At 50.2% G+C, this 12,925-nt stretch carries 11 protein-coding genes; 2 read left to right on the plus strand and 9 right to left on the minus strand.

Annotated features, from left to right (window positions below; genetic code table 11):
• Positions 1–297: 297 nt before the first annotated feature.
• A complete protein-coding gene (locus tag DR88_RS09015; RefSeq protein ID WP_004149705.1) occupies positions 298–1,833 on the minus strand; it encodes a DHA2 family efflux MFS transporter permease subunit in 1,536 nt (511 codons plus the stop codon).
• Between the two features lie 3 nt (positions 1,834–1,836).
• A complete protein-coding gene (locus DR88_RS09010; protein WP_004900454.1) occupies positions 1,837–3,003 on the minus strand; it encodes an EmrA/EmrK family multidrug efflux transporter periplasmic adaptor subunit in 1,167 nt (388 codons plus the stop codon).
• Positions 3,004–3,504: 501 nt separating this feature from the next.
• On the opposite strand from DR88_RS09010, the gene evgA reads away from it, so the two are divergent.
• Both evgA and DR88_RS09000 read left to right on the plus strand, forming a co-directional pair.
• The gene (gene evgA / locus DR88_RS09005) at positions 3,505–4,137 is read left to right on the plus strand and encodes an acid-sensing system DNA-binding response regulator EvgA (RefSeq protein WP_004214242.1); all 633 of its coding nucleotides are present in this window, start codon (positions 3,505–3,507) and stop codon (positions 4,135–4,137) included.
• Between the two features lie 381 nt (positions 4,138–4,518).
• Positions 4,519–6,021 carry a response regulator gene (locus tag DR88_RS09000; RefSeq protein ID WP_025861930.1) on the plus strand — a complete coding sequence of 501 codons (1,503 nt, stop codon included), beginning with the start codon at positions 4,519–4,521 and terminating at the stop codon, positions 6,019–6,021.
• A gap of 72 nt (positions 6,022–6,093) precedes the next feature.
• Here the strand turns inward: DR88_RS09000 and crcB are convergent, their stop codons facing one another.
• From crcB to DR88_RS08965, 7 genes are all read right to left on the minus strand, one after another.
• Positions 6,094–6,507 (minus strand): fluoride efflux transporter CrcB, encoded by a 414-nt coding sequence (gene crcB / locus DR88_RS08995; RefSeq protein WP_004214240.1) that lies wholly within the window; start codon positions 6,505–6,507, stop codon positions 6,094–6,096.
• A gap of 12 nt (positions 6,508–6,519) precedes the next feature.
• Positions 6,520–6,903 carry a fluoride efflux transporter FluC gene (locus DR88_RS08990; protein WP_004900445.1) on the minus strand — a complete coding sequence of 128 codons (384 nt, stop codon included), beginning with the start codon at positions 6,901–6,903 and terminating at the stop codon, positions 6,520–6,522.
• 1,203 nt (positions 6,904–8,106) lie between these two features.
• Positions 8,107–8,352, minus strand: a complete 246-nt coding sequence (locus DR88_RS08985; RefSeq protein ID WP_004900442.1) for a hypothetical protein — start codon at positions 8,350–8,352, stop codon at positions 8,107–8,109.
• A gap of 146 nt (positions 8,353–8,498) precedes the next feature.
• Complete coding sequence (locus DR88_RS08980) at positions 8,499–10,046, minus strand: EAL domain-containing protein (RefSeq protein WP_306238883.1); 1,548 nt, start codon at positions 10,044–10,046, stop codon at positions 8,499–8,501.
• 128 nt (positions 10,047–10,174) lie between these two features.
• The gene (locus DR88_RS08975; RefSeq protein WP_004900436.1) at positions 10,175–10,801 is read right to left on the minus strand and encodes an SDR family oxidoreductase; all 627 of its coding nucleotides are present in this window, start codon (positions 10,799–10,801) and stop codon (positions 10,175–10,177) included.
• Positions 10,802–11,056: 255 nt separating this feature from the next.
• Positions 11,057–11,860, minus strand: a complete 804-nt coding sequence (locus tag DR88_RS08970; RefSeq protein ID WP_002916291.1) for a carboxymuconolactone decarboxylase family protein — start codon at positions 11,858–11,860, stop codon at positions 11,057–11,059.
• 33 nt (positions 11,861–11,893) lie between these two features.
• Positions 11,894–12,913: an aldo/keto reductase gene (locus tag DR88_RS08965; RefSeq protein WP_004149693.1), complete on the minus strand. Its 1,020-nt coding sequence runs from the start codon at positions 12,911–12,913 to the stop codon at positions 11,894–11,896.
• Positions 12,914–12,925: the final 12 nt, after the last annotated feature.

The raw sequence follows: 12,925 nt of genomic DNA on the forward strand, positions 1-12,925 counted from the left end.
TAATAGTATTTCAGTTATTATAAGTGGCGGTTATTTTCCTGTGTATCGGAGTGCGAGTCGATCGATATCATCAATATCTTACAGGTGTAGGATGCAATGGTGGGGAGCTTTAATTTTTCTCAACGGAGTTGTTGGCGCCGCTTTTTCTTTTATGGATGGGTAGGCGGGACGGCAACGGTTATAGTATGTAATTTGTATAAACTGGCTGGACATGATGTGAAATTAACAGGCTTGTAGCGAGTGGGAAACAGGAGGGGGATTATCAGGCCCGTTGCCGGGCCTGATAGATGACAAGTATTATCCAGCTTTGCTGGAGTTAAACGGTGGTTTTGCGAACCATACCAGCAGAGTGAGCATCAGGAATACGCCAGCCGACAGGTAAAAAACATCGTTGGCCGCCATTAGCAGGCTTTGCTGAGTAATCTGGTCATTGAGATAGGTTGCTATTTGCTGCTTATCAAAACCCATATGTTGCAGTTTATGGAACATATCGACAGACGGAGGATTATACTCGGTGACCGATTCTGTTAGCTGCGCGTGGTGGAAGGAGTCGCGATGACTCCATAGCGTCATGGTGATCGTGGTGCCAATAGAGCCGGACAAACTTCGGAAGAAGTTACTCAAACTGGTAGCGGCAGCGAATTTCTCCGGCGGTAACCCTGAAAGTGAAATGGTTGTCAGCGGTAAAAAGAAACAGGCGACCGCAAAACCCTGCATAAATTGTGGGATAATAACCCACGTAAAATCAATGGCCGAGGTAAAGGTGACGGAACGCCAGTAATAACACAGGGCGTACATGATAAAACTAAACGTTACCAACATCCGCATATCGATTTTATGGCCATAGCGACCAATAAGCGGCGCAAGCAGTAGCGGCATGATACCGATCGGTGCGTAAGCCAGTCCGGCCGATACCGAAGTGTACTCAAAAACGGTCTGCAGTAACTGCGGCATTAACACGATCGCCCCGGCATAAATTAAATAGGCACAGGCGATACATAAAATACCAATAGTAAAATTTCGCGAACGGAACAGGCTAAGATCAATAATCGGGTTATTGTCCGTTGCTTCCCAGATGACCAGTAAAATAATAGCAATAACGGCAATAATCGCCAGAACAATGATCGTGGTTGAGTTGAACCAGTCGAGATCTTTTCCTTTATCCAGCATAATTTGCAGGCTACCGACGCCCAGCACCAGGAGGCTCAACGCGATGAGATTAATTTTAACCGGTTCAGTTGGCGTCTCGCGGCCTTTGAGTAACCACGAGGTCAGCACAACCACAATGACACCCAGTGGGACGTTGATTAAAAATATCCAGCCCCAGTCGTAATTATCGCAAATGTAGCCACCAATAATGGGCCCAAAAATGGGAGCGATAATAACCGTCATTGACCAAAGCGCCAGTGCGATATTGCGTTTTTCTGGTGGATAATTGCGTAGCAGCAGACTTTGTGAGAGTGGAATGAGCGGACCAGCCACCAGTCCCTGAACAACACGGAATCCTATCAGAGTGTCCAGATTTGTCGAAAGTCCACAGCATAATGATGCCAGTGCAAAGAGGGTTACCGAGGTTAAAAATAGTTTGCGTTCGCCAAAACGTTGCGCCAGACGACCGGTAACAGGAATGGAAATAGCATTCGCCACACCGAACGAAGTTATAACCCAGGTACCTTCATCGGTTGAGGCGCCTAAAAATCCTGAGATTGTCGGAATTGCCACGTTGGAAATGGTGGAGTCCAGCATTTGCATAAAGGTGGCCATCGACAGCGCTAATGTCACCAGTACTAAGGCAGCACCCTTCAGCGGCGGAAGTGCAGTATTATTACTCATAAATCACATCGCGTTGGCTTTGATGATATTGAGGATTTCGTTATCAACAGGGGTAGTATCGATAACCAGTGCGTTGCTTGCGTAAGCCGGGGTTTTTCGCTGCGTCGTTGCCAGTGCCTCGCCCTGCGAATGGGTTTCATGCAGCCGCACGGTGGCGGACAAGCCGATGCGCAACGGGTAGGCCTTTATCTGCTCAGCATCCAGCGTAATGCGCACTGGCAGGCGTTGAACCACTTTGATCCAGTTACCGGTCGCATTCTGCGCAGGCAATACCGAAAATGCGCTGCCGGTTCCCATGTTGATACCATCAACCCGACCGTTAAACACCACATCGCTGCCGTAAAAATCGGTGACGATCGAGACTTTCTGACCGATCTTAACCCCGCTGAGCTGGGTTTCTTTGAAGTTAGCGTTAATCCAGACCTGCTCGGCAGGTATGATTGACATCAGCGCCTGGCCTGAGCCGATAGTTTCCCCGACTTGTACATTGCGTTGTGCAAGATACCCCGTGACCGGGCTGCGCACTTTGGTTCGCTGAAGCGCAACCCAGGCTTCCCGCATGGATTCCGCCGCCATTAACACTTCCGGCTGTTTTTCTAACGCCGTATTCTGAATCAGTACACGGTTTCCGCGATAAGCCTGGACAGCGACATCCAGCGCTGCTTTGCTGCTGTCCACGGCATCCTTTGCATGTTGCATATTCTCCCTTGATATCGCCGCTGCGCCCTGCAGCCTGCTGCGGCGCTGGTAGTCTGCCAGTGCCTGCTGATATGCGATTTTTGCTTCCTGAACGTTAGCGTTATATTGATCGTCAGCAATATACATCTGTTTGATCTTGCGGACCGTATTGGCCAGATTATTGGCGGCTTTGTTAAAATTAATTCTGGCGTCGGTATCATCTAATGTGACAAGAACATCACCCTGACGTACTAAATCCGTGTCGGTGTAATTAACACTAATTACGCTCCCCGCAACCAGTGAAGAGATAGCAATTTGATTTCCCTTCACATAGGCATCATCAGTGCTCTGTACATCGCGCAAATCAAAATACCACCAGGCGGTACTGGAACCCGCAACAATGACTATGACCGCCGCGAAAATAAGCAACAATTTTTTTCGTTTTTGGATTTGCTTGCCGGCAATGTTTTCGTCAGTATTTAAATTGTTCATGATGAATCTTATTCCATTCGTCTGTATACAAGAGAAACTCATGTGCAGGAAGAGCTGCGTGTGATAGAAGCTATGGAAACATGGGCGTGCTGAAAATTTATTTATTTATGCACATACCCACTTTGGTTAATGAGTTTTAGTCGAGCGGGAAAGACATCGCATCACTATGCGTAGCAGTGGTAAATGTAGTCCCGGTTAAACAAGTATAAAGTTATGTCCAGGCTTGCCATATTGGACATATCGGATATATATGCAGGTTAATTCTTACGTGTGTAATCCCAGTGGAAAGCAGGCAAAAGATACCGGCGTCATTACGATGCAATCTCAAAACTTTCACTGTATATCTAGGATGAATACGTTGAAGGATGCTATGGTAGATAATGGATGAATAATACCATTCCCGGTCTTCCGGCCACGTTTGTATATCGTCGATCAGGCATGTCTGGTTGGATAGAAGGAGAGCACAGCATGTCATTGCGTTCAACATAACAAGGAATAATGATGAGTAAAACGGCAAATTTAAGCGCGATTATTATTGATGATCATCCTCTTGCGCGAATGGCGATTCGTAACCTTCTGGAAAATGAGGGTTTTAATATTGTTGCCGAAGCGGGAGATGGAGGCGAAGCGTTAATGGCTGTTGCGGAATACCAGCCGGATGTGGTGATTGTGGATGTTGATATTCCGGTTATGAGCGGTATTGAAGTCGTTGAGAAGCTGCGTAAGAAGCAATTTAGCCATATTATCATTGTGGTTTCGGCAAAAAACGATCTCTTTTATGGCAAGCGTAGCGCAGATGCCGGCGCTAATGCGTTTATCAGTAAAAAAGAGGGGATAAACAATATTATCTCTGCCATTCATGCTGCGCAAAATGGATACAGCTATTTTCCTTTTTCGCTGAGCGGCTTTGTCGGCAGCTTATCTAACGAGCAGGCGATGCTGCAGTCGCTCTCCAGCCAGGAAGTCAAGGTGATGCGCGCCATCCTGAATGGGGCAGACAATATGCAAATCGCCTCAGAGATGCATATCAGTAGTAAAACGGTCAGCACCTATAAAGGTCGATTGATGGAGAAACTGGGTTGCAAATCGCTGGTGGATCTCTTCTCATTTGCAAACCGTAATAAAATCGGATAATGCGATGTGCCGGTGGAAGGCATCTCCAGCATTACTATGGGGGGGATATTAGCGGTCCCCCGTCTTTTTACATCAACGCTGTCAGCAACGGCTGGCGCAAAAACGAATGCCAGGTATCGCCATTGTAGGTGCTAAGTTTTCACTGCTAAGCATGCTTGCTTCCTCTGACCGCGATCGCGGGTTCTATATCGACTATTTATTATTCATGGCAAGCGGATTGTACCTGCCTGTTATACTGATAAATGTCGCGGGCAGAGCCGCTTGCGAACGATGCCTTCATGTTCCCGTGTAGGGCAACAAAATGGCAATGCATTCTCAATAAGGCATCGGATGATATCCCCGCCAACAGAGAGACCGAACCCTACGGGAAAGTGGACCAACATGCCTGAAGTGACTATCGATACCTGGAGCTTCTGTAGCCGACCCTTTTACTGGTTTGCAGGGCTGGCGACGCTATTGATCCTGAGTGGTTTGCTCTGGGGCGCGTATTGGCTGCGATCTGAGCGCAAACGAAAAGCGGTTCAGGCGGCGCTGGAGCATCAGCTCAGTTTTCACCAGACGTTGTTCAACGCGATGCCGATACCGGTGTATGTGATTACCCTTAAGGGCGAGCTTGACAGTTATAACAACGCCTTCAGCGCTTTTTTCCCCGAGCATCTGCGTGAAGCGATGCATTTTTCACTGTTCGACCGGCGTCATCCTCTCGCGCATATCTTCCCTGCGATCCAGCATGAGGTTCAGCTGGGCCTGACCCCCGATATCATTATCACGCATCCACTGGCATTACATAATGGTATAGAGGAACGAACGATTTTGCACTGGATGGTGTTATGCCGCTTACCCACAACCCTGACACCGGTCTTAATGTGTGGCTGGCAGGATATCACTGAGTCCCGACAGTTAGTGGAGAAGCTTCAGAATGAAAAAGAACAGGTCAAAGACGCCAGTCAGGGGAGCAGTGCCTCTTTGCCCTGCTCGAGTCATGATGTTCGTACGTCAGTAAGTGCTATCCTGGGGTTTCTTGAACTTATCTTCACCCGCCAACAAACAGCAGAAGAAGATCAGCAGTGCCTTAAACTGGCGTATGCCACCGCTCAGTCTTTGCTTGGTTTGAACGTTGATACCCTGCCTGGGAACGTTAAGGCAGTTCCGCAGGCAATTCGTATTCTCATTGCCGAGGATCTCCCCGCCAACCGCCAGCTGCTTCGCCGCCAGCTCGATACCTTGGGCTACGCTGCTGATGAAGCGAAGGATGGCGCCGAGGCGCTTAAACTCATCCAGCAACAGCGCTATGACCTGTTAATTACCGATCTGAATATGCCTGTGATGGACGGTATTACGTTAACCTGTCGCGTGCGCGAGTACGATACCAGAATGGTCATCTGGGGGCTTACCGCTAACCTCGTGGCCGGAGAAAAAGAGCGTTGCCTGGCCAGTGGCATGAACTTGTGCCTGTTTAAGCCCCTGGATCTTTCTCAGCTGGCCACCGCGCTGTGTGAAATAAATATACCCCAGTCCGGCAGCTCGCTTGATGAATTCCTCAATATGAAGATATTCACCGCGCTGACGCTGGGTGATAAAAAATTAATGTGGCAGATGCTCGAGCAATCGCGGGTGGAAAACGAAAAGGATATCGCCGCAGCGCGCGCGGCCATCAGCGGACAAGACTGGCGACTGGCGCAATACCATTTACATCGAATTAATGGTACTGCACAGATTCTTGGCGCAACCGCTATCCATGCGACAGCTGAACAGTTAGAGAATGCGCTGGCGGCGGGGGAACCTGAAGCCGTTTTGCCGCAGGGAATAGATGAACTTACGCAGCAGTTGCAGGCATTAAGCGCGGCGATAATCTTTTTTTCCAGTCAGGCGGACTACCATTGATAGTGCCGCTTTCACCGGATCGCTCCTGATTGCTCTGCTGCGCGGCGCAACAGGAGAAAAAGTCAGTTCGACTTAACCAGTCGATCTGTTATGAGTCATGGGCGGCGCAGGCTTTACTCGGGAGCCCAGTCTTAACCCCAGCTCCACAGCCATAAAACCGACTATCAGGCTGATAACCAGATAACAGATGGCGATCAGCGCGCTGAGTGGCTCATTCATCATTTCCACCGCGCCAGATACAAAGCTGGAGAAGGTTGATAGCCCTCCCATGATACCCGTAGCCACCATCATATGGATGTACTGATTAACCCGGTTCCTTTTATACAGTGATGTGCATAAACCAAGCAAAAAAGCGGCAATAATATTGGCGATGAAGATATCCAGGGGAAAGCCATCGCTCAGGCGAGGCACTACCAACATCAATAATTCGCGGCATATTGCGCCAAACGCCCCGCCAACAAAGATCAGAATAGTAAAATTAAGCACCTGATGCGCTCCTTATGGGCAGGCTAACCATGCACCGCAGGCAGCAGCCGCCACGCCGGTAACCACAGAGACGATTAAATATCCTGAAGCGAGTAACCTCTGGTGCGCATGAGCCAGGTTGGCGGCATCTAACTGCATGCTGCTGAAGGTGGTATAACCGCCAAGGACACCGGTCAGCAGGCCTGCATTTAACCATTCACCATAGCGCTCGCGCCAGTCGATACCGAACAGCGCGCTGAGATATCCGATGATTAATGCGCCGCTCACATTGATTAAAAACGTGCCGAGAGGAAAATGTCCGCGGTAAAGTTTGCTGACGGCAAGACCAACCCACCAGCGTAGTAAAGAGCCGGTGCCGCCGCCCAGGCCCACCCAAAAAATGTCAGTAGCGACCATATTTATACCTTTTAAAATGGCATCATCCCGAGAATCATCGGTGGGTATCTCTTAACGTTTGCCCGCGAGTAACCCTGTCGTATTGGCGTAAGCCTGTATTGAGATAAAATTTGGATCTTTCCCTACGTTGATCCCATCAAAGTTGCTGCTGCCTGCCCCCGACATTCACGGCTATCCTGCGTTTTAGTCACGAGGGATCCCAGTTACCAGGTTTTGTATAACCCGGCTCGAGAACAAATACCGATACCGATTGAGGTATCATTGCCAGAAACACTGCCCCGTTAAGCCATGTTGCAAAACGCGCTCCTGACCTGTTTTTTTGCTTAGGGATAAACCGTGGACAGGAGGCATGACATGCTGCATTTTTTGACCACGAGAGCGCGGCGAATTCGCTTTTTTCATAGACGCTGAGAGAGCAATGTTTGAAGATTAAGTCTGGCATAAAAACACCTTTTGGTAAAAGGACAGGAAACACATGTATCAGTAAATTTCTGCTGATAATAATCAGGTATGATAAGCAATGATTCGCTTTTGATAATAAGTATTTTTCTACCAGTATTAATGTAAGCTGAAGACTAGCAGAGAGAGAAATAGATGAGAAATCGTTCTTGCCGTTATAAAAACCATCCTTGAATAGGTGAAAGCTATCTTGTCATCGTTATCAATCGCTTAAAGGATATGTGGTAGTCTATACTCTAAAGGTGCCTTCCATAACACTTTTATAATAATGGTTGTTTTTTTGTTTGTGTATAGGCTTGGGTGATTTTTTTTAGTTCAAGAAAATGCTATGAAAAATCTCCTGAAATACTACACCCCCCTAATTTCATCAAAAAAATTATTTTGTTTTGGACTTGCCAGATATATGTAGGATTATAGGGGGGCTGGTGAAGGTGGGGGATGACGGATGTAGGATTTTCCCGGATGTAAATAAATACCGATCAAATTTAATGATGCGACAATATCTGCGGTTGATATCACCTCGAGTAAGATTTCTCTGCCTGTCATTCAATGGGAAATAGGCCGTGCGAGGTCTGGATCAAGTTAGAGAGATTACGTGATGAATTGCATCCAATACCATAAAAAGGAAGCAGTGAGGGGCGTCAAGCTTCATGCTCTCGGATAATTTTCTCAGCTTTGCTGAACAGATATGGGCGAAATCAAATTTCCCATTGCCAGGGCGTCTTCGCGTTGGTTAATTATGGTTTAGCCGAAAGTGGTTTCCTGTGTCTCGTCGGACAAAGGCGGCTCCATCGTGTTTGGTATATTGCCAGAGGCCTGCGTCATTTCCCCCATGACAAAAGCGAGATTCGCTGCGGCGATCAGCGCGGAGGTGTAGGCGTCGACATTCCTTTGCTCTGCGCTCAGCAGTCCGTTTGCCGCTTCATTAGCGGCGGTAATGGTGCCCACACCATGACGGTAAGTCTCAAAGGCAGTATCTTCAGTCACCATGGCGGTACTGGCCAGATGGGGAGCCGCCCGGTGTGGTTCAAACGCAGAGCGCAGTTTGTTGGCCGAAACTATGCTCTCTCTTTATCCACTATGCGGTATATCGCTGATACACATCAACCATCAGCGGCGGGGTATCGCAGTCGGTGTTATGTACGGACAGTCTCACGCTTTCTGTTATTTTCTTCGTACCAGGAAATGAAATCAGCTGCCGGCATCGGTCTGGCATAAAGATACCCCTGGACGTAAGACACCCGGTTATCTTTGAGCCACTCGGCCTGTTGTTGCGTACTGACGCCTTCCGCAATCGTGGCCAGGCCCAGACGCTTGCTAAGGCCAATGATGGTATCCAATACTGGCGTATCCGTCCCGGCGGAGGTCAGCGTATCAATAAAAATTTTATCGATTTTCAGGTAGTCCACGGGCAGGTTGTGAAGCAGACTCAATGAGCAGTATCCTGTCCCGAAATCATCCACGGCTACCTGACAGCCATGCTGACGAAGTGCGTTCAGATTCTCTGAGGCCAATGCGGTGTCATCGACCAGGCTGCGTTCGGTGACTTCCAGTACCAGGCGAAATGAGGCAGCGAGGGATTGACGAAACTGCAGCACGTCTGTGGTAAAGGCGTCATCCGTCAGATGGGCCGCAGCGATATTGACCCCCAGATGGAAAGGGGCGGTCACCTGCCAGGCTTTGACATCGGCAGCGATCAGGCCAAAAAGATGTCGCGTCAGGCTGATAATCATCTCCTCTTCTTCCGCTGCCTGGATAAACAGCGCTGGCGATATTGAGCTGCCGTCAGCCCGCTGCCAGCGCATCAGGGCCTCCGCACCGGTGCACATACCGGACGCCGCCTCACATACCGGTTGGTAATGAACAACAAACTCTCCTCGCGCCATTCCCTTCGCTATTTCATCAGCCAGAGACAATTTTCCTGTCAGCCAGCGTCGCCATAAATACAGCGTAGCCAGCGTCAGGAGCAGAGAGGCCGGGCCGAGAAAAATCATATTGCGCACCAGGTAGCGAGCAAGCGATTGCCAGGGGGTGATGATCTGTATACGCGCCTGACTAAAGTCAGAATTGAATACCGCACTGAAGCCCGCGAGGTCTTCAGTGCCTTTATCCTGACTGGAGATAACGGGACCGTCACTAAACCGCAACCGCAGGATGGCATGATTTTCATCATCCAGGGTTTCCATCAGATCGGTAAAATATCGTCCATCTACTACGCTGAAAACCGTGATGCCATTACCGGCACCAGAGGCGTAGATGATAGCCGTCTGATGCGGAACGCTGCGGGTACCGTTAATCGCCGTTATTTCCAGACTGCCCATCTCTGCTGAGAGGGGGAGTCCATAAACTGACCGAATGCTTTGCTGTCTGGAGCCGGTGATGGAGGAACAAACAAGCGTGTCCCCACGCACCAGACCGGTACTACGGATGTAAGGGGTGAGCGCACCGGTTTCGGTCATCTTTTCAACAACGTTTTCGCAGGGCTGATTCGCCATTTGCGCTGTCGTGTGGAGGGTATGGCGAGCAATCGACGTCACGTGGTCAACCTGGCCTAACAGAATCTCCGCCGTTATGGCGGTATCCCTTTGCAACTGACGAACGGCCATCCCCAACGATAGCAGGCCAACCAGAATCGCCGGAACGAGAAGGCTGACAACAATCATCCTTTTACTCAGCTGCATCATGGTGATCATCTCTGTTAATAATTAGCCAGACGCACTTCAGTTGGTGCACTGGCAAAAAGGTCCGTGTTGTTTTTATTCCCGAGTTTATCGCCGGTTATGCCGCAGTGAGAGCGTGAATTTCCTCAGCGCTAAGGCAGATTTAAATGCCGACAGATGCTGTTACCTAACTCAGTCTGCTCGATCCCGGTGGAAGGCACGATTCTCATCAGAGGAAGCTCGGGATAACATTCTATTATCCGTTGCTCGATGAGGCTGTTTGCCCAACTGCACTGGGCAATCGCATTCTCATAGTTTGAAAACCCTGGTTTGTTGTCTAGCCCACATTCGGATGCGGATACACCTAGCCCTGCAGATTCAATATGCAGGAAATGTCTCAATGAGGGGGCCTGACTCATACGATCGACAAACCTGAGCATCCCCGCCACATACCCTGTCCAGATAAACGGATTATTACCGGATGAGGTGATATGCGCACAATTGATGACGTCAGTAATGGCATTGAGACGACAATCTTCAAGAAAAAAATCCGGTGCCGTCAGGTCTCCTAGCAGGATATTGCCACTGGATATTCTGTTAATTAACGTTTCAGCGAGTTGAAATTTTCTGAGGTTCTCATTGACACGCATCACAGCATGTTTTGTCGATTCACCTCTTGTCAGTAATAGCAGTTGGCATTCGGATTTTTCTTTCAAGATATAACTCAATGCGGCACCACCTAAAAAACCGGTTGCGCCTGTAATAAGTACGTTCCGCATTTTTTCACTATCATTTTCAGGGTTATTGGCCAGACTAAACGGATGACTCTCAATGCTTCTTCAATATAGCAGTAATTCTTGTGGTCTGGGGTGAAGTATTTAGTGTTACCGTTTTTTGGTGGAGTTGCGTTTACAACAACAGGCAGGAGTATTTAGGAATTTTCGGACGCGGAGTTGTTATTTCTGAAATATTTCAGCGATGAAGGTAAATGAAGAAAATAAATAAAGGACAGCTTCCCTGTCCTTTATTCTTTTTTATTCAGTTTTGCTCTCGCGCGATCGTAATACCTCACCGACCACCGGGGCGGCGGTAAACGCATTTGGCCATCCCGCGTAGAACGCCGCCTGGGCGACCACTTCTCCGGCCTCTTCAGCCGAAAGCCCATTATCCATAGCTCTGTTTAGGTGGTAGCCAATCTGCGCGCTCTGTCCGGCGGCGATTAACGCGCTGACCGTCACCAGACTTCTGTCGCGGGGCGTAAGCGCGGGCCGTTGCCAGAGGTCGAGAAACAGCGGGTCGGCGGTAAATTTAACCAGGCCAGGCGAAATGGGGCCGACATTTTTTTCCACGGTGTCTGCACGCTGTTTCTCTACCTGTTCATTGAGTGGCAGCAGCGTTGGCGAGGCGGCGGGCAGGGCCTCTGCCGTCACGCCCCTGGCTTCAAAGATGGTTTTAGCGACGCTGACGGCTGACATCGCATTGGGCCAGCCAGCGTAGAAGGCGAGGTGAGTAATGATCTCTGACACTTCCGCTGGCGTCACGCCGCTATCGAGCGCAACGGCAATATAGTGCTTCAGCTCGCCTGGCTGGTTGCGGGCAATCAGCATCGCTACGGTCACGATGCTACGGTCGCGGGCGGACAGGGCGTCACGTTGCCAGAGGTCGTTGCTGATGGCCTCGCGGCCGAAGCGCGCCAGCGCCGGGGAGACCGCTTGAATATCAGCGTCCGCAAGGGTGGAAGGGGTAATTTTCATCATAGCTTCATCTCTTTGTTCGTGGGCATAAGTAAAATCAGACAGCACAAGCGACAAGGCTGCCGCGGCAATCACGTTTTTCATATTTTGCTCCTTTCCGATCCGCAGGGCGGATCGTTAGCGCGTCCACACCTGAGGACGGTCTTTGGCTTGCGGCGTGTTTTGCGCCATCACGCCTGTGAGGAAGTGCGGCTGATAGGCTTCTTCCAGATAACGGATGTCTTCCGGGCTCAGTGGAAGGGCTACAGCGTTGACCGCGCCGTCAACATGATGCTTTTGCGTGGCGCCGATCACCGGGGCGGTGACTTTAGTCAGCAGCCAGGCCAGCGAAATTTCGGTCATGGAGACCTGATGCCGTTCGGCAAGTTCGGCGACGCGGGCAATAATGATCCGGTCCTGCTCTGCCGTGCCGTCGTATTTGCCCCGGGCATAATCATCTTCCACCTCTCGCCGCGTGTGGCCTTCTAAGCGGGAGAGACGGCCGCTGGCCAGCGCGCTATAGGGAGTCATGGCGATACCCTCTTCTGCGCACAGCCCGAACAGCTCTCGTTCATCTTCACGCATAATCAGGTTGTAGTGGCTCTGCACAGAAACAAAGGATGTCAGCCCTTCGCGTTCGGCAAGGGCGTTCGCCTTCGCCAGCTGCCAGGCATAGCAATTGGAAATGCCAATCGCGCGCACCTTGCCGGCGGTCACTGCGGTGTGCAGCGCCTCCAGCACGTCGATAACCGGGGTGTTGTAATCCCAGATGTGGTAGATGTAGAGGTCGATGTAGTCCATCCCGAGGTTTCGCAGACTCTGGTCAAGCGAGCGGGCTATCGCCTGTTTTCCGCTGATCCCCTCGGCAATCTGGGCAGCGGTTCGTGGCAGAAACTTGGTGGCCAGCACCACCTCCTCGCGTTTTGCCATCTCCCGCAGCGCCCGGCCAACGTACCGTTCGCTGGAGCCGTTCTGATAGGCGATGGCGGTATCGTAAAAATTGATGCCCTGTTCCAGAGCGTGGCGGATGATGTCCCGGCTGGCTGTTTCGTCCAGCGTCCAGCGATGCTGACCCGTTGACGGATCGCCAAACCCCATACATCCCATGCAGATACGGGAGACCAGTAAGTCACTCTTCCCGAGCCGGGTATACTGCATCGTTATTTTCTC

Source organism: Klebsiella pneumoniae (assembly GCF_000742135.1).
GTDB classification, from domain to species: Bacteria; Pseudomonadota; Gammaproteobacteria; order Enterobacterales; family Enterobacteriaceae; genus Klebsiella; species Klebsiella pneumoniae.